The organism is Aerosakkonema funiforme FACHB-1375, from assembly GCF_014696265.1.
Taxonomy (GTDB): domain Bacteria; phylum Cyanobacteriota; class Cyanobacteriia; order Cyanobacteriales; family Aerosakkonemataceae; genus Aerosakkonema; species Aerosakkonema funiforme_A.
This window is the reverse complement of the sequence record NZ_JACJPW010000001.1, coordinates 76659-95105: the sequence shown is the minus strand read 5'-3', so window position 1 is coordinate 95105 and position 18447 is coordinate 76659. Positions and strand designations below refer to the sequence as shown.

Below are 18447 nucleotides of genomic sequence, written 5' to 3'. Positions count from 1 at the left end.
GTTTTTCATATTGACTTAAGAACTGGCTAAATTATCGAGTTGATTTTTAGCTTGAAACGCTTCGATAATGGCTTGTATTTGGGTAATTTGTTCTGGGTTTAACCCACTGATATTAATAGTTTGGCTCATAGTTGATGTGGATTGATATGATGGTATAATTTTAACATAGTTTCTCTAACCAAGTTTGAATTGCTCCTAACAAAATATCCTGACTGGGGGGAAACCCGCGTAAAGGTGCTTCCAGAGGTTCATCGGTTATCCAGAGAATGTGTAAACCCAGTTTAGCATCGGCAATTTTGCGACAGCAGGTGAGGAGTGGGGGATGAGGTTTACAGTTATGGAGAATTAGGGCTAGGTGGCGTTTTTGCAGTTGTTTTTTTACGGTGAAAATCTGTTGTTTCAGTTGGGCAAAGTTGCTGACAGTGGGGATGTCTGGATCGGGGAGTGCGAGGGAGTAAATTAGGGTGCAAAGTTCTTGACAAATAGCGCTGGTGTCTGTTTCATCTGCTAGGGATTGAATGTTGATAGGTAGGGGGTAAGTTTGGGTAGTGGGTTGGAGTTGGGTGAGGATATGATTAATTTGGATGTTATCGAATGCTTCTGGATGAGGGGCAATGGCAGGTTGACTGCGCCATGCTTCATAAAAGTCTGAGTAAGACAGGTTTTGGGCGTATTGCCAAATAAGTTTGTAGGATTGTTCGTAAAGGTCATAGTTTCTTTGGTAAATTTTATCAGTTAAGTTGTCTTTAAGACGAAAAATAACCTGAGCATATTGCTGTTTAGTTACCAGTATTTTACCCAAACTATCGGCAACTCTCCCACGGGTATAATAATAAGAAGTTTCATTGAGCAGTTGGATTAACCGAGCGATCGCCCCCTCATTTCCCACTGCTATATTACCCAAACTCTCGGCAACATACCCACAGGTATAATAATAAGAAGTTTCATTGAGCAGTTGGATTAACCGAGCGATCGCCCCCTCATTTCCCACTGCTATTTTACCCAAACTATCGGCAACACTCAAACGGGTATAATCATCAGAAGTTTCATTGAGCAGTTGGATTAACCGAGCGATCGCCCCCTCATTTCCCACTGCTATATTACCCAAAATATTGGCAACACTCCTACGGGTATCTTCATCAGAAGTTTCATTGAGCAGTTGGATTAAACGATTGATTGCTCCCTCATTTCCCACTGCTATATTACCCAAACTATCAACAATACTACTACGGGTATCTTCATAAGAAGTTTCATTGAGCAGTTGGATTAAACGATTGATTGCTCCCTCATTTTCCTCCGCTATTTTACCCAAACTCTCGGCAACAATCCTACGGGTATAATCATCAGAAGTTTCATTGAGCAGTTGGATTAACCGAGCGATCGCCCCCTCATTTCCCACTGCTATATTACCCAAACTATTGGCAACAATACTACGGGTATAATCATCAGAAGTTTCATTGAGCAGTTGGATTAACCGAGCGATCGCCCCCTCATTTCCCACTGCTATATTACCCAAACTATTGGCAACACTCCTACGGGTATCTTCATCAGAAGTTTCATTGAGCAGTTGGATTAAACGATTGATTGCTCCCTCATTTTCCTCCGCTATTTTACCCAAACTATCAACAATACTACTACGGGTATAATAAGAAGAAGTTTCATTGAGCAGTTGGATTAAACGATTGATTGCTCCCTCATTTCCCACTGCTATATTACCCAAAATATTGGCAACACTCCAACGGGTATTTTCATCAGAAGTTTCATTGAGCAGTTGGATTAACCGAGCGATCGCCCCCTCATTTCCCACTGCTATATTACCCAAACTATTGGCAACAATACTACGGGTATCTTCATCAGAAGTTTCATTGAGCAGTTGGATTAACCGAGCGATCGCCCCCTCATTTCCCACTGCTATATTACCCAAAATATTGGCAACACTCCAACGGGTATTTTCATTAGAAGTTTCATTGAGCAGTTGGATTAACTGAGCGATCGCCCCCTCATTTCCCACTGCTATATTACCCAAACTATCGGCAACATACCGACGGGTATAATCATCAGAAGTTTCATCAAGCAGTTGGATTAACCGAGCAATCGCCCTTACTCTGTCAGTTTCTATTAATACTGCGTTTTCCCCTGCTGCAATTGGCTCCCAAAAAATAACACATTTAACAATTTGACTAACAATTTCATCAGCCAAACGACTATCTTTAAACTCAGGAACTATTACCCCTGCAAAAAAATAAGCCCGATATTCATAGAAACCTCTATCCACTTTCGGATAATTCCAATCGCCACAACCATCATCAAAATTTACCAACTTTTCAATAAACGCCTCTTTCTTCTCCTTCTGCACATCCCCTCGCCCAAACCACAGCAAAATCACCTCTTTCCACTGCTTCTCAAAAATCCGATAATGATCCCCCCAACCCCCCTTAATAAGGGGGGCTTGTTGTTTCCCTGCTTGATAAGAGGGGGCTTCTTGTGCTTCTTGTTTCCCCCCTTGATAAGGAGGGATTAAGGGGGGATCAACAGGTTTATCAACATGATTTCGGGGTAAAAAATAATCCCAATCATTAACAGCCAACGCCGCAAAATACTCCTGAAACGTGGGATGATAAAACGCATAAACCCGCGCATCGGGATTTTCCACCGCCACCCCCACCAAATTCAACCAACCCAACTGCAACGCCAACTGACACAACGGCTCATCAGTTTCTCCCAAAATCTCCGTTACCAAAGCTTCCCTTAACCGAAACCGAGACTCAGATTGCTCCATCCCCCGCAACGCCAACCTGCCCAACCCTGCATTCAAATCCTTTCGCTGCTTGGATTTCGTAGGAAAAGCCTCCTGCTTCCACTCATACAGCGCCTCCGCAAACTGCCCATAAAGCCCCGCCTTAGTTTCCGGTAAACCCCCCTGGCGAATTTGCCAAGCGCGACACAACAGCGCCAACCGCAGGGGATTTCGCACCGTATCCCGAATCCGCTCTTTTCCATCTTGGGCTAATTCTGCCAGCAACCGCTCCCCTAACTCTGGGTGACGCGCAAACCAGCGCTGAATAAATTGCCCCACCCCCTCCGGGTAGTCAAAATCGAGATTGCGATAAACATCAAACCCTTCCAGGGCATTTTTCCCCGCATCCCAGACATTCTGGCGACAAGTCACCACCACTCGCGCCGAAGCAACCCAACCGCTAATCTGATTCGCCACCGTCGCTAGGGGGTTGCTACTCCCCATTTCATCCACCCCATCCAGCAACAGCCACACTCGCCCACTCTTAAACAGCAACGCCAGCGCCTCTTCCATTTCCGGTGTTACCCGCACCGCCCCCAGAGCATCCTTGAGCCACTTTTGCAGCAGGTAATCCTCAACATTTCGCCCCTGCAAATCTGCCAAAGACACCCAAATTGCCACATCTTGCTCTGTCTCCGTGGCTACCCACTGGGCTATTTTCTGTAATAGGGTGGTTTTCCCCGCCCCCGGTTCCCCCGTCACCGCTAACCTGCGCCCTTGACTTTTGGGACTTTGCCCCTGTTTCAGCACTTGCGCGAAAAACTCATCATTTTTATAAGTGCGGGTGACTTCTTCTGACTGATAAAGTTGCGAACCTTCTTCTGGGGAAACCTCTCCAGGGCGTTTTTCTTTCTTTACCTTTTCCACCAATCCCAGTGGCACATAAATATCATCAAAAGTAAACTCTAACCCGTCGCCAGTGGTGAAGGGATTAGTGGTGAGTTTTTGTCTTTCTGCTAATGCGTTTTGAGAGACTTCGCGCCAGTTAATATCAATAGGTTTTGGTGGATTTTCCGGTTTGTAACCTATTGTTACACCGCCTTCAACCTTTTGGATGAGAACACTTGTCTGAATATTTTCAGCGTTAACCCCGTAATTATCATTCATAGAGTTACAGTTACTAGGTAGCAATTAACATCGATCCACTACGGTCAATATTCAGGTTATTCTCTCTAAATGTGTACATCTCCTTGAACCGTATGAATCTGAACGTTTTTATCAATATTTTCTGCTATTACACCATAATTATCGCGCATTTCAGTAACAATAGATTTTTGAGAATTCCATTGTTTCGCCTCTTGAATATAGGGCATCAGTTTAGGTTCCTGTTGCCCTAATTTTGCTAAATCTTCAATTTGTGTCCATAATTCGGGTCGTTTTTCGGCTGCGGCTTGAATCTCTGGAATGATTTGACTATAATTTAAGGGCCTAGCGGGTGTATGTTCAATTGCCGTTACAGTGGTGGGACTTTCTTGCTTAAGATTTGTTAAAAAACTTTTCGTTTTTTCAACAAAAGTTTCACCAATCTTTTCGCCCGTTTTCTCTAAGGCTTTCGTGCCAATGACTGTTCCTAACGCTAACGCAGCTGTCAATAAAGGTTCCATAATCTCAAATAATAGATAAAAAACAATTACTAATTATAACAACAGCTATTAATGAACTGGCGCTCTAGAGCGCCAGTCCAGTAGAATAAATTGACAAAAATAACGAAATATGTTTTATGTAGGGACGAACGCGAGTGCGGCGCGGATGCCCTTAGCATTCGATCGACAATTTATTGCACAAAACCCTAGATTTTATGTCCGTAGGCGATATGCCGGCAGGCATATGCAACGCCGGAGTCGAGGTTTACATAGGCATACACATCCTATTTATTTTGTCAAGGTCTTTTACTGGTCTAGCGCTCTAGGCCCGATTCCCCAATCGATCGCGATTTGGTTGAGTAGTGTAGTAACGGTTATAAGAATCATGCCAGCGAATCGTATGCTTTTTCACACCATTGGCAACCATACCTAAAACCGTTGTACCAGAAAGTCTCAAACCTTCTATTACTTGCATCAACGGGTAGCGATCGGTCTTACCCAATCCTACAACCAACACCACACCATCTGTAGTCGTAGCCAAGATATTAGCGTCTGCGAAACCTTGCAGAGGAGGAGTATCGTAAATAACCAAATTGAAGGATGTTTGAAGTTGCCCCATGATATTCTGCATCTTTTCAGATGATAGCAATCTTGTAGGATCGGGTGGCACCTGACCGGAAGTCATCACAAATAAATTTTCCTCCACAGGTGATTGCTGAATCACATCATTTATAGTTAAATCCTCTGCGGAAATGAGATTGCTTAACCCCCTCATATTAGTTAAACTCAATCTTTGATGAACTTGAGGACGACGCAAATCCGCATCCACCAATAATACCCGCTGACCCATAGCTGCTGCTGCTTGAGCTAAGTTCAAAGCTACTACCGTTTTACCTTCTGCTGGCGTAGACGAACTAATCACTAAAGAACGCACAGGCAAATCAGTACTTAGCAGGCGGACATTAGTATAAAGAGAGCGAAATGCTTCCACAAATGGAGAAGCATTGTAACGCCGCAAGTTATTATCCTCAACGATCGCATCCTGATTTTCTCCTGGAAGTAAACCTGCTGCTTGAGCGACAGGAACAAGTTTTTTGACTGATTTATTGTACGGAACAATTCCCAAAATCGGCATTCCAGTTCTGTCTTTCAGCTCGTCAACAGAGTGAAACACACTATCGAGCATTTCTGCTAACCAAGCTGCGCCAGCACCCAACAGCACCCCAGCAACTACCCCCAGCATTATATTGCGATATTTGCTGGGAGAAATGGGAATTGCCGATTCTGTTTTGCTGATGAGTTGCCAAGGAGTAGCCTTTTGGGCAGCCTCAATTTCTAGTGATTCGCGAGTTGAGAGAAATCTCAGCAAACTTTCAGTAGAAACCTGTAAGTCGCGCTTCAAATCTGTATACTCACGCGCCCGGATGGGCATTTCTTTAAATTCCTGTACTAACGATGCTTCTGCTCGATCTAAAGCTTTGTTGCGAACCTCTAAAACTTTAATTTGATTAGTTGCCTCAACAAATTGCTGAGTCAGGGTTAAGCGAATTGAATTTTGGTAAGTAAGCCTTTCTCTATTTACAGTTGCTGGTGAAATATTATTTCCCAACACTTTTTGTGCTTCTTGATTAATTAAGGGAAGCAATTTTTGTCTTTGTTCTTTTAGCGCTTGTATGGTGGGATTTTCATCTGTGAATCTAACTGATTCTACAGCAAGTTTAGTTTCGACATCCTGAAGTTCGTTTAGTAATTTTTGATAGCGAGATGCTTCGCTGAGAGCCGACGCTAAAATTGCCTCATCTGGCTTTAATCCCAGCTGACCCTGCAAGATGGTGTAGAGCGATCGCATCTCATCCAGCTTGGTTTTAGTGGTGACTTTTTCTTGACCCAGGCTGTTGAGCCGACCGGAAAGTTCTTGAGCTTTCGTTTCCGGATCGATAAAGTTATACTGTTGGCGAAACTTTTGCAATTTTGCTTGCAATGTGTCAACTCGCAACCGCAAATTTGGCAGTTGTTCTTGTACAAATTGAATGCCTTCGCGAACATCGCTTTGCCGCTGTACGCGACTGTAAGCTAAATATCCCTCGGCTACTTGCTGCAAGATATCTTTTACTTTGTTGGCGTCCATATCTTGGTAACGCACCTCAATAATTTTGGTTTGTCCCAAGCGGGTAATTATTAAACTACCGATGAGAGAATCGTAATTTATTTCTGGATACTTTGCTTTAATTTGCTCAACAATAGGACTCAAAACGCTGGGACTGCGTAAAACCTCAGTTTGAGTATCGTAATCCAAACTAGAATAGACGATCGCACCGAAAGTTTGCGCCACTTTTGTCTCAGCTGTGATCGGCTCCACTAACACTCGAAAGCTACCTTGATATAGTGGCGGACTGTTCCAAGTTCGCATCCCAGCAGTAGAAGCTACTGCGATCGCCACACTAGCAACCACAAGCGCTCGGCGACGCAAAACTCCCAAAATTTGGCGGACATCCAATTTGCTGCCCTCATCCTCATAACCTTGTTCTGCAAAGATTGGCGGAGGCAATTGCTGAAACTGTCTGCCATTGTTATTCGGCATTATTGGCTGAGAATATGGTTTAATCTTCATTTTGTCCTCTATTTATCGGTTAGCGGTCAGCGGTCAACTGTCAGTTGTCATTAGAAAAATAATTTGAAAATATGACAACTGACACCTGACAAATAACTATTAAAAGCTCCCAAATATTCTGAAGAAGTTGAATAGCGAGAAGAAATTGCCCACCGGACTTAAAACTGTTCCCAAAGTATCGGAAATGCTAGCCAAGGAAGAGCGACGCACCACAACCACATCGTTATCGCGGAGTATAGGATTAGTTTCCTCGCTAATTCCTTTGGCAAAATCCAGTCGTATACCTCGACGGGAAACTGTACCGTTAGGATTAAGGCGAAGCAAATCGACATAACTCCGGCGAGCGCGAACGTTAAATCCTCCCGCTGATAGAATAGCTTGGTTCAACGGTGTATTGGGTGGCACCTGTAAGACTCCCGGTCTGGCAACCTCTCCAACCACATTGACTCTAATGGTAGCCGGAGCAATACTGGAAATGGCTGTTTGGGCAACTTCTGCTGGGTTGATATCCGTGGCAGCGGGTATAAAAATTGTATCTCCCTGTTGCAATACCACATCTTGAGTGCGATCGCCCCCCTGCAACAGCTGCCAAAAATTCACGGCCAGAATTTGTTGATACCCCGCTCGTGTATTGCGACGCACCTCGATCCGCCGAATATCCGCAGTTTGAGTAATTCCCCCCGCTAGTTGAATTGCCTGGGACACGGTAGGCAAACCGGCGAACGAAGGTAAAGAACCGGGTGCCCCTGCTGCCGGTCTCACTGTCTGAAGCGTGTAAGTACCCGGACGTTGCACTTCTCCCACAACAGCCACATTTAAAGGTTGAGAAGGATCGGCAGCAATGCTGGAAGATGCGATATCGAGGGATTGTGCCGGATTGATTTCTGTGGAAGTGGGGATAAAAATTGTATCTCCCTCTTGCAAGTACAAGTCCTGACGGCGATCGCCTCCCTGCAATAATTGATTGAGATCCACACTAGCGAATTGTTCTGTGCCGCTTTGGGTGATGCGGCGAATCTGGACGCGACTGATATCGGCAGATTGAGTAGTTCCCCCTGCCACTTGGATGGCCCGCGACAAGGTAGGTAGGGCACCCGTTTGAGTTGCTTGCACGGTGTAAGGCCCAGGACGAGTTACTTCACCCGCCACCACAATATTAATGGGTTGAGCTTGCGTGGGAGCGAAGTTAGTTCTGGCGATTTGAGAAGTTTGCCCCAAATTTATGTTCGCTGTGGGGGGAATATAAATTGTATCTCCCTGTTCTAAAATCAAATCTTGAGTGCGATCGCCTGCCCGCAACAGCTGTTCCAAATTCACCGCGTAGCGTTGGATTGCGCCGCCTCGCGTCACCCGGCGTACCTCAACCCGGCTGAGATCCGCAGATGGGCTAACTCCACCTGCCACTTGAATTGCCCGCGATATGGTGGGTTGTGTGCCGCTTTGATCTGGCGGGACTATCTGTGGGCCGGGACGAGTCACTTCACCCGCCACTACCACATTTAAAGTTTGGGCTTGAGTGGGAGCGATGCTAGTGTTTGCGATCAGAGATGCTTGTTGCAGGTTGACGCTAGCTGCTGTGGGAACTACAACTGTATCCCCTTGTTGCAAAGGCAAGTCCTGAGTGCGATCGCCCACACGCAACAACCGCTCCAGATTGACAGGAATAGTTTGCACTGCCCCGCCTCGTGTAGTTCGGCGTACCTGGACTTGGCGGAGATTTGCAGTTTGGGTTACTCCCCCCGCCACTTGAATTGCTCGCGACACACTCGGTCTCGCCCCGCTTTGATCTGGCTGGACTACCTGTGGGCCAGGACGAGTTACTTCCCCTACCACCACCACATTCAGGGGTTGATTTTGCGCGGGAGCGAAGCTGGCATCTGCTTTGATGGGTGCTTCGGCCAAATTTGTGCTAGTTGCAGTGGGAATAAAGATCGTATCCCCATCCCGCAAAGTGATATCTTGGCGTAAGTCTCCCGCTCTTAGCAACGCGAAAAGATCGACGTTAATCGTTTGCGTTCCACCTCGCGTCACCCGGCGCACCTGCGCTCCCCGCAAGTTCGCTGACTGCGTAATTCCTCCCGCGAGGGTAAGCGCCTGGGTCAGGGTTGGTTGTTGAACTCCACCACCTGCGGCGGTGAGGGGAATAACGTAGGCACCGGGACGATTGACTTCCCCGGATACCGCCACGTTCAAAGGTCGCGGTGCCACCAAACTGACGGTAACTATTGGGCGTCTGAGGAAGCGGGCGTATCGATTGGAAATTACAGCCCCAGCTTGCTCGAGTGTCAGTCCTTGTACGGATACGCTGCCAATCAGAGCCAGGTTTACCGTGCCGTTCACCAGCACCTGGTATTCGCGAGTGTATTCGGGCACGTTGAATACATCGATCTGAATGCGATCGCCAGCTCCTAAAGTGTAAGCTCTTTCTGCTGAGATTCCCGTACCCGGACTTGCTGGCGCATTACCCCGGCGTACCTGAGCCAAACTGGGCAGGGGGTAGGCCAGAGGGAATAAGGCTAACAGCATTAGACCCACAACAGATTGGCGTATCTTGCTGGTATGTTGACAACCTGCACCGCTCATAGACCTTTTCCAAATTCTGCAATCATCGCCACACAAAAACGGGTTTACCACAAGTTTTCGCTACTGAGAATATTTCTTGTCGCTCATCTGCGGGTATTTGCTTGTATGCGATCGAGCTAAGTATATTTTTGACATCATGCGCGGCTCTATTTGATACTTTTGACAGTTGTTTTTTTAGCTATGCAAACAAGAGGATTTCGATCGCTAGGGGATTGGGTAGCAGTACTCTGAAATTGCAAATTTTCAATTTGATATTTGAGATTGAACTTCAACAAGCAAGCTGCTATTTAAAATTGACCGCTCACCAGTCCTGTTGGTTTCTCTTGTCCATGCTGCCACAGATGTGTCCGTTCTTGTAGATGACTCGCTCTGAAAATCTGGGCTTTTGCTCATTTCCGAAAACTACTCAAAAATTGCCCCTCGCTGCTTCAGGTCTAACTTCATTTGTTCCGAGATACCTGCATTTTTCCCAAATCGCGCTTGCTTTACATTGGCACTACCGAGATTGGCACTGCTTAGATTCGCCTCCATCAGATTCGCACCGCTCAGGTTTGCACCGCTGAGGTTGGCTAATGCTAAACTGGCAAGGTGCAAGTCGGCATGGCTCAAATTTATATTACCCAGATCGGCACCGCTGAGATCTGCACCGCTGAGGTTAGCACTGCTTAGATTAACGTCAGTTAATTCTGCATCGCTCAAATCTGCACCTCGAAGATTAGCGCGGCAGAGATTAGCACCACTTAAATCAACTCCGTTTAAGTTAGTTCCGCGCAGGTTACCCCCTGCAAAGTCAATTGCCGGATCGAGACCTGCAATTTTCGCTATTTCTAGGAAATCCTTTGTTGGCGCTGCAATAACGCGATCGATCTCTTCTTGTAGATGCGCTTGTACTTGCGGAACAGTTGTTTCATCACCCTTTTCCACAGGAAGACAATCGTAGCATAACTGCGCCCAACTTAGAAAAGGCTTCAACTTCGATTCCAACAAAAACAGAGCTAATTTCCTCTCTAAGACAGCGTGCTGATTTGGGCTGATGTCGTGTCGCCATAAGCCTTCTGCATCAATCAAATACACATCTTGCTTTGATACTTCAAACGTAGCTTCTATTCGGCAGAATTTTTCGATCGCATTTACGGTTAAGAGTTTTGCGCTTGTGACCCCTCCTTTTAGAATCGACTCACCTGCCTTGACTTCAAAAATCCAGGCAGGGTTTACCTGAGAATTATTGCTTCTAAAAGCTATTTGGGATACATTCGAGTTATCCTGGAGGCCAGATCCTATTTCTACTAGATTAGTATCTGCACTGCTTTGATTTTCGCTACTTTTGTACTTTTTTCTGTCTTCTGTAAGAGAAAGCTCAAGTGAGTCTTTGAGGTCGCGGGATGCCAAAGGTATTTCGCCACCCTCCAGCTTTAGCCTCAGTTCGCCACCCTTGAGACCTAACTTGACGCGACCCCCAAGCAGGGGTTCCCAATGCTCGTCAAAGTTTATCGTTAAGTAGAGGTCAAGCGCAGAAGTGTCACTTGCACCTGACTCGACAGGAATTGCTTCTAATTGCATCCACAAGCAGTCTGGATATTTGTTTTGAGACGTTTGGATAAGTCTGGTAGACAGGGATTCTTGCATTGCCAACCTAGAATAGGTATTTCAAGGGTTGCTTATTTTACAACGCTACCACGACCGTGCATTCCAGAACCTGTCTGCACTGAAAATTTTCTTTAAATTTAGCTAGTAGCGGATCGTTTCCGCTTTTGCACTAGGAAATAATGAGAGTCATCATGCGACAATATATTAATTATCGCAATTTTTCCATTAACTGCCAAATTTACCTCCCTTCTCTCGGTCTATGTGAAAATTAAATATATTAAATATTCCCTGTTAAATAAACATACCAAGAATTACTTGGGTTTTTAAATATTATTTTAATAGTAAAGTCCATTTCTAAGCCGACTTTCTTCCCTTCAGGAAATAGGTAGTCATTTCTCCCTTACCTTTTACTTGGATTTTACCACGATTTTCAAACAAATATTTATTTCGCAATCTTTCGTAAGTTGCTGATGTAACTTGTATACATCCTGGTTGTCCGTGCGATTCCATACGGCTGGCAACGTTAACCGCATCGCCCCATAGATCGTAAATAAATCTTTTCTTCCCAATCACTCCAGCTACCACAATTCCCGTGTTAATGCCGATCCGAATTTGTAGTTGGTACCCCCTGTCAATCTGCAATTGCTGCATGATATCTAGCATGGATAATGCCAACTCTGCAATTGCTTCCGCATGGTCAATTTTAGGTATCGGTAATCCTCCCGCTACCATATAAGCATCGCCAATCGTTTTAATCTTTTCTAAACCGAGTTCTTCGATAATTTGGTCAAAGGAAGAGAAAATTTGGTTCAATAAGTTAACTAATTCGATCGGCTGAAGTTTTGTGGAAAGAGAGGTGAAGCCAACCAAATCGGCAAATAAAATCGTCACTTCATTAAAGCTCTCGGCGATGGCGCTTTGATCTTCCTTGAGTCTATTGGCAATTGGTTCTGGTAAAATGTTTAGCAATAATTCTTCAGATTTTTCTTTTTCCAAACGCAATGCTGACTCAGCTTGTTTGCGATCGCTAATATCGCGGGCTACCCACATCACCGAATCTTCAGATACGGGTGCAATCGTAGCGAGAAACCAATATTCAGAGTCGCCAACAGGCAGGTTATACTCGAAATTAATTGTTTGTTTTGTATGCAGTACTTGCTGAATTTGCTCTAAAAAAACTTCGGCATTATCGCCGATTAAAAATTGTTCCACTGTAGGGCTAATAATATCAACATCAGGCGGGTATAAACGTCCCGGATTTGTCGGCGCAACTTTCAGATCTTTAGCTTTAGAATCTACTACGAGAATTATATCTGTCATCGACGCTAAAAGAGCATTTAATTCTGCATAAGATTGCTGTAGCTTATCTTCTAAAATTTTGCGATCGCTAATATCCCGCGCCACCCAAATCACTCGCTCTTGTGATATGGGTGAAATATTGGCAGAAAACCACACCAGTCGATCTTTGAACAATAAACTGTACTCAAAGTTCGCTGTTTCTTGCGTATCCAAAACTCGCTGAATATTTTTAATAAAAGTATCAGCCTCTGCTTTTGGTAAGACAGCGTGTAAGCTTTTACACACTTGTTTCGGGCCGATTTGTTTCGGAATATTTGGATTTGTTGAGACTACTTTGAGACAATTCCCCTGGCAATCTAGCACAAAAATCATATCAGTCATAGCGGCGAATAAAGTTCGTAGTTCGGCTTCAGTAGCAGCAAGCGTAGCCGTTCGTTCTTCCACTCTGAGTTCTAATTCTTCATTCAACTTTTGCAGCGATAATTCCGCTTGTTTGCGCGAGGTGATATCCGTACCAATAGCAAGTATGCCGATAAAATTTCCTGCTAAATCAAACAGCGGTTTATTAGCCCACGCTACCCAAACTCGTTCGCCATTGCGCCGAATATTTTCATTTTCGTTGCGAGTATATTGCTCCGGGTGTTGCAAGATACTGCTCATCATAGCTGCTAAATCTTTCCCTGTTGTATCTGTTTGGGGAATAATCGTACCAACCAGATTTTTGCCCAAGATTTCTTCCTCAGTAAAACCAAAGAATTTCTGAGCAAACTCGTTGAAAAATGTCAAATTACCGTCACAGTCAATTTTGAGAATAATACTGTTAGCATTTTCTACAAGTTCTCGATATTTTATTTCGCTCTGGCGCAACAAATTTTCAGATGCAGCACGTTCTGATACTGTAGCAGCTAATAATAGGGAAGTAATAGTAATCACTCCCATAAAAGCTTGCAAAAATAGGATTGCCTGACTGATATTATCAGTCTTAGCAATAAAAGGGCCTCCTCCCTGAGATGCTCCCCATATAGCAATGCTCGATACGACGAAGGAAGATAAAACAGCACCGCGCTGACCAAATTGAATTGCCGCCCAAATGATGAATGGAAAAGGTAAATATTCCAGGGGATAACGAGAAATTTGCGCCTCTGTTCTCGCTGCAAATACCATCCAACTAACTGTTACTAATAAAATCAGCCAAATTAGTAATGACAGTCGATTTTGAATGATTATTTTAGAGTTTTTTTTCACTATTATTTGTACCTTTTTTGGTCAACATAATCAATAGCAATGGCGTGAATATTAAGATTCCCATTGCATCCCCCAAAAACCAATTCCAGCGTACTTCCCAATATTTATTCCACTCAACTAGACCAGTTAAAACCATACGGAGTGGCCCTAAAGTAGAATTTATTTGGGTAGCAATAGTAGCTCCGAACAAAACAAGATATATAACATCTATCAAACGAGCCAGTGATGTACGAAACCCCAGATGACGTAGCAAATATACTGCCACTACAGCTTGTAAAGTCGTACCGAAAGATGCTTGTAACGCCAGTATTAATGATGGCTTTATGCCTAAAAAATCGAAAAAAAATGCTCCCAAAGCTACTCCCGGCCAATAACGCACTCCTAGCAATAATAAAGCAGCTTGTGCAATTCCTGCCGGAGGCCATACTGAGGAACCTAAGAGTGCTACGCCTGGAATTGAGACTGCCAGTTTCCCCCCCAAAAAGTAAGCGATCGCAACTAAAGTAACTTTAAGTAAGTACTGTAAAAATCTAGATTGAGGAAGCCGAAAGCTAATATTTTTGTTCGGGTTCATATTTTATACCCTAGACTTCGCAACTCATTTACTAAAAAAGTATCTATGTATACTGAAAATTATCCCTTGTGTTCAATTGCACTTGTACATACCAATGCGCGATCGCTTTTTTCTAGTTTGTTCATTAATGATATTTTGCAAAGATATTATCTTATCACAAAATTCCGCTCTTGTTACAAAAAAAGGCCAAAGCCTTACAGGGTGAAGCTTTGACCTTTTTTTTGTAAAAAAACGAGCGCTTATTCTCAAGAATATCTCTGAATTATGAAAATATGCTATTAGCTGGATTTTAGCAAAGCCACCTCAAATTTCAGCAACAAAGCATTGAATATTTAATTTTATCTATCTTATTTGAAAAGTTGAAAGTTTCAGATGGGTAAGACTCAAAGAATTAGCAAATTAATTTTCACAAAAAATATTGTTTGAAAGCCAAGGACGCAAAATTCAGCGATTCCCTATCTATACCATCCCCTCAGCTCCTCCGTCTGCACTAGCCTCCGTCCCCAAAATTTAAAGGCGTTACTTCATCAAGAAGAACGCCCTGGTTGCCGCTTATATGTCATCGACGATTGTTAAACTTCTTGCTGAGCGAGAATATTCATACCTCAGCAAGATAAGAAAAATTGCAATTTCTAATCTTGCTTTGACAGCCCCTAGTTCAAAGCGGGATGGCTGCCATCTTAGCTTGCCCGAACACTAGGGTTCGCTTTGCTTTGATTAACGTTCAAATCTTCACCATCAACTGACAAGCCAACTTCAGCTGCTGCACGTCCCAGCATGGATTGCTGTCGATTCTTAATCAAGTGCTGATGACGCATCATGAGAGCGCGAGCTTGTTCGTTAGCAGACATAGTAGTTTCTCCTTGTTTTTCCATTGCTTTATTGCCTTCTATAACTAATTTATCAGATAATTCTGTAGCTTTAGCTACAGAATTGATTTTGTAATAAAAATTAATAGTATTTTAAGGTTAGCGGGATACTTTTGTTTGACAAATTCTTTGTCTGACGGCGTCCCCGCAGGCAAGATCGCCTTGCTTGTTCCGCCTACCCAGCTGGAAGCCATACCTGAAGAGACTCTAAATCTGCATCTACCGCAGGAATAGAGAAGGGCGCTAACCTGGATACAGAAACCCGTATCTCCAACAGCAATGCCTACATCCTGTCACATCGTCGTAGAAGGGAATCCTGTCATCGTCTACGCCAGCAGAAATGGCACACCAAACAAAGTCCTGCTCATCCTCGAACCATTTTTAGAAAAGTTTTGGCAAGAAAGAGAAACCTGCGGAGAATACTGCGATACTCCTGAATGCTTAGTAGCTCAGATTGTCGTCAGGTTTGGCTATGAGATTTGCGAGGATGATTTTTCTAACTTAAGAGTGGGTGTCAATTACGACCCCAACGTTGAATACATCTATTCGATCGGATTGGATCGATCTCTCAATGTTTGGGTTCCAGAAGCAGACTATCGCAGCAATCCCACTTTGGGATTGAAAGGTTGCCGTCAACTGGCGACTCAGGTTTGCTGAATTGCCACTATACGCTAGCAAAGAGGGAAGAGGGAGGAGGGAAAAGCGAGAGGGAGGAGGGAAGAAGAAAGAGGAAAGAGCGAAAAATATTTATTCTCTCACTCCCCCACTCCCCCACTCCCCCACTCCCCCACTCCCCCTATTACAAATTTGGGGGTTCTAACCCCTCATCCAGCATTTTTAAATCGGTGATAGATTTTATATTGGGTAGAACGCGGACGCGGGCAAATTTTAAGCCAGTCACTCCTTGCAGTGGTTCCACCGTACCGCCTTCAACTTCTCTATCAATCCAGCCTTCGCGAGCTAAGTAGCGCAAGTACTGTTGATACTCTGTCCACTCGTCATCAGTGGAGTAAACTATAGTAAGCATACCCGGTTGGGTTATGCGCTCGTGTGACTGTGTGTCAATAGCTTTATCAATACGCTTTTTGACGAGTTCGTAGCGGGTGTCGCGGGTGCCTCTAACTTCAAATAATTTTTCGGTGTCTTCGTTGTGGAAGATGTCAACTGTAGCATCCTGCACTAAGACCAAATGAGTTACTTGCATTTGGGTGTTATATTGCGCTTGAATGCTGAAGGCTGTTCTAGCACAGTCACACATAGCTCGCAGTTGTTCGTATCGCAAACTGCGAAGATGGAAAGTTGAAAACTTTGGGTCAATGGATGCGCCGGCATAGATCATGTGATCGATACCGTCGGTAGATTCGATATCGCAGTAGTGGGGTGTGATTTTTTGCATGGAAACCTGCCAGCGATCCCAAGTTTCTCGGAGAAGAGCGTTGATTTGTCCGATCGTGCGATCGTAGCGATCGCGAGCCTTGTAAACGCACTGATGCTCGTTGTCGCACGCCGATCGGTAAGCCGCGACAGCTGCGTTGACATTCGGACAGCATTGAGCAAAGTAATCGAAGTAAATTTCCAAAGAAGAACGCAGATAGCGAATGGCTGTGACTTCTGCATCTACAGTTATCCCCGACTCTATTTGTTCGATGTGATAAAGCAGATCGAGGCGAAGTTGTTCCCCTAAAGAGGTTTCTTGAGATTGACAGAATGCCTCAACCACTTTTAATCCCAGATGAAATTGTTCCAGCACATCAGTCTGAATGGCACGGTTGCGCTCCTCAGAAGAACCGCGAATGTCCGAGATGCCATACAGGGGGTAAACATTACTAAAAATAATTGGTTCTGGGCGCATTCCCCAGCTGCGTCGTTCTGCTTCCTGCAAGAATTTCCATTCCACTGCTGGGTGGATATTGTTAAATTGAGTAAATCTTAACTGGATAGCTTGACGCAGCGCCACTGTAAAAGGGAGGATGAGTTCGGAAGCATACCGACAGTCAAGGCTGCTGAAGTTGTAAGCCCGATCGCTCGTCAATCCCACTACGCCTGCCAGTTGCCGAAATCCCGCTTTATATCCTTTCGCTTTGACGACCAATGGAATGAGCAACAAAGAACGGACACCCATTTCAAGTAGCCATCGCTCGCACTCGGTAGGACAATCCTGACTGAGATCGGCAACGTTCCAAACTTGATTTGCCTCCGCTGCTCGTAAAAAGTGCGACCCTTGCAGAGACTGCATGGAATAAGTAGTAGTTCTTAAATCTTTCGAGTCCGGCCCAAAAAACAGCCGCGCCTCGGAACGTTCGGTACTTAAAATCAAGCTATTTTTGGCGTGCAGAACCGATCTCAGCAACTGGTCAATTTTGCGAAACTTCTTCGGTCGTAAAATCGAGTCTTGGTCAATCAACAGATTCGTGAGGCGGCGCAGCATTTCGCGGATTGTGACATCAACGCCCTCCAGCAGCAGCAATCCTTCTACCCGGTAGTTGTTCGGTTGCAATCTGGATAAAAGCAATTCTATCTGGGCAGAGTTTCTTAACCAATTTTGCCAATCTCCCGTCTCCATCTGTTCGATATTCAAATCCGCAAACTCGTCTACATTGCGATCGAGGCGGACAACTTTTAATTGTGGCCATTCGTCAGCGCTTTTGTCGGGTAATCGCAACCAAAACTCCACCCAGCGCAGTTCTTGTCGATCGGATTTGCCGACAGAGGCGACGATCGGTTGGTCGAAGAGACCTTGAATGTCAATCTGGTAAATATCTTGCAAAACCAAACCCAGTAACAGCCGACGGTATAAAGATTCCCCATCTGGGCCATCCCAATCCGAGAATAAATCGGAAAGCCCGATCCCCTTAATCCCAATCTCTTGGCGGTTAACTTCTATACCTACTAAACGGGAGAAGTAATTGTTAGCATATCGGATCGCAAAGTCTGGTAGCTCAATTGCAGCCACTAGCTGCTGGCTGTTTTGCTGGAAACAAACCAGCCAGTTTAGGTCTTTTTCCGATGCGTCTGTTGCTTCCGTTTCAGCAGTTTGAGGTATATAAGCCTCATCATTAGCCGTTAAAGAGGCTTTAGACAAAAATATTTCCTTATTCTGCACATTTTGCTCGTTTGCTTGGTTTTCCTTACCTTGCTGAGCAAGTTCGATCTCGCTCTTGCTTACTGCTCCAGAAGAGATCGGTTTTAAGTGATTCATAAGTTTGCACCCAAGGACGTTGGATTTAAAACACGTATAAAGGCAGGAAAATTGGAGCAGACAGAAGTGGTAAAATTCGATTAATGTATCCAAAATATCT

General features: G+C 44.5%; 10 protein-coding genes. 1 reads left to right on the top strand and 9 read right to left on the bottom strand.

Annotated elements, in window-relative coordinates:
• Window positions 1–160 precede the first annotated feature (160 nt).
• The 8 genes from H6G03_RS00500 to H6G03_RS00460 form a co-directional block, all read right to left on the bottom strand.
• Window positions 161–3904: a HEAT repeat domain-containing protein gene (locus tag H6G03_RS00500; protein WP_190460955.1), complete on the bottom strand. Its 3744-nt coding sequence runs from the start codon at window positions 3902–3904 to the stop codon at window positions 161–163.
• 65 nt (window positions 3905–3969) lie between these two features.
• On the bottom strand, window positions 3970–4401 hold the full coding sequence (locus H6G03_RS00495; protein WP_190460953.1) for a hypothetical protein: 432 nt from the start codon (window positions 4399–4401) through the stop codon (window positions 3970–3972).
• A gap of 301 nt (window positions 4402–4702) precedes the next feature.
• Window positions 4703–6991, bottom strand: a complete 2289-nt coding sequence (locus H6G03_RS00490; RefSeq protein WP_190460951.1) for a GumC family protein — start codon at window positions 6989–6991, stop codon at window positions 4703–4705.
• A gap of 99 nt (window positions 6992–7090) precedes the next feature.
• A complete protein-coding gene (locus H6G03_RS00485) occupies window positions 7091–9574 on the bottom strand; it encodes an SLBB domain-containing protein (RefSeq protein WP_190460949.1) in 2484 nt (827 codons plus the stop codon).
• Between the two features lie 402 nt (window positions 9575–9976).
• The gene (locus H6G03_RS37655; protein ID WP_190460948.1) at window positions 9977–11200 is read right to left on the bottom strand and encodes a pentapeptide repeat-containing protein; all 1224 of its coding nucleotides are present in this window, start codon (window positions 11198–11200) and stop codon (window positions 9977–9979) included.
• Between the two features lie 315 nt (window positions 11201–11515).
• A complete protein-coding gene (locus H6G03_RS39410; protein ID WP_407650704.1) occupies window positions 11516–13624 on the bottom strand; it encodes an adenylate/guanylate cyclase domain-containing protein in 2109 nt (702 codons plus the stop codon).
• Window positions 13625–13688: 64 nt separating this feature from the next.
• Window positions 13689–14279 carry an MASE1 domain-containing protein gene (locus tag H6G03_RS38605; RefSeq protein WP_255512151.1) on the bottom strand — a complete coding sequence of 197 codons (591 nt, stop codon included), beginning with the start codon at window positions 14277–14279 and terminating at the stop codon, window positions 13689–13691.
• A gap of 680 nt (window positions 14280–14959) precedes the next feature.
• Window positions 14960–15154 carry a hypothetical protein gene (locus tag H6G03_RS00460; protein WP_190461173.1) on the bottom strand — a complete coding sequence of 65 codons (195 nt, stop codon included), beginning with the start codon at window positions 15152–15154 and terminating at the stop codon, window positions 14960–14962.
• Between the two features lie 273 nt (window positions 15155–15427).
• Here H6G03_RS00460 and H6G03_RS00455 point away from each other — a divergent pair, with 273 nt between their 5' ends.
• Window positions 15428–15805, top strand: coding sequence for a histidine kinase (locus tag H6G03_RS00455; protein ID WP_190460947.1), 378 nt, complete (start codon window positions 15428–15430; stop codon window positions 15803–15805).
• Between the two features lie 142 nt (window positions 15806–15947).
• On the opposite strand, the gene H6G03_RS00450 is transcribed toward H6G03_RS00455, so the two are convergent.
• Window positions 15948–18347 carry a GAF domain-containing protein gene (locus H6G03_RS00450; protein WP_190460944.1) on the bottom strand — a complete coding sequence of 800 codons (2400 nt, stop codon included), beginning with the start codon at window positions 18345–18347 and terminating at the stop codon, window positions 15948–15950.
• Window positions 18348–18447: the final 100 nt, after the last annotated feature.

What these genes read in the sequence shown, in the direction of transcription:
- H6G03_RS39410 (WP_407650704.1), bottom strand. Translation starts at nt 13,624, where the DNA reads ATGGTATTTGCAGCGAGAACAGAGGCGCAAATTTCTCGTTATCCCCTG.
- H6G03_RS00495 (WP_190460953.1), bottom strand. Translation starts at nt 4,401, where the DNA reads ATGGAACCTTTATTGACAGCTGCGTTAGCGTTAGGAACAGTCATTGGC.
- H6G03_RS00455 (WP_190460947.1), top strand. Translation starts at nt 15,428, where the DNA reads ATGCCTACATCCTGTCACATCGTCGTAGAAGGGAATCCTGTCATCGTC.
- H6G03_RS00450 (WP_190460944.1), bottom strand. Translation starts at nt 18,347, where the DNA reads ATGAATCACTTAAAACCGATCTCTTCTGGAGCAGTAAGCAAGAGCGAG.
- H6G03_RS00485 (WP_190460949.1), bottom strand. Translation starts at nt 9,574, where the DNA reads ATGAGCGGTGCAGGTTGTCAACATACCAGCAAGATACGCCAATCTGTT.
- H6G03_RS00460 (WP_190461173.1), bottom strand. Translation starts at nt 15,154, where the DNA reads ATGGAAAAACAAGGAGAAACTACTATGTCTGCTAACGAACAAGCTCGC.
- H6G03_RS00500 (WP_190460955.1), bottom strand. Translation starts at nt 3,904, where the DNA reads ATGAATGATAATTACGGGGTTAACGCTGAAAATATTCAGACAAGTGTT.
- H6G03_RS37655 (WP_190460948.1), bottom strand. Translation starts at nt 11,200, where the DNA reads ATGCAAGAATCCCTGTCTACCAGACTTATCCAAACGTCTCAAAACAAA.
- H6G03_RS00490 (WP_190460951.1), bottom strand. Translation starts at nt 6,991, where the DNA reads ATGAAGATTAAACCATATTCTCAGCCAATAATGCCGAATAACAATGGC.
- H6G03_RS38605 (WP_255512151.1), bottom strand. Translation starts at nt 14,279, where the DNA reads ATGAACCCGAACAAAAATATTAGCTTTCGGCTTCCTCAATCTAGATTT.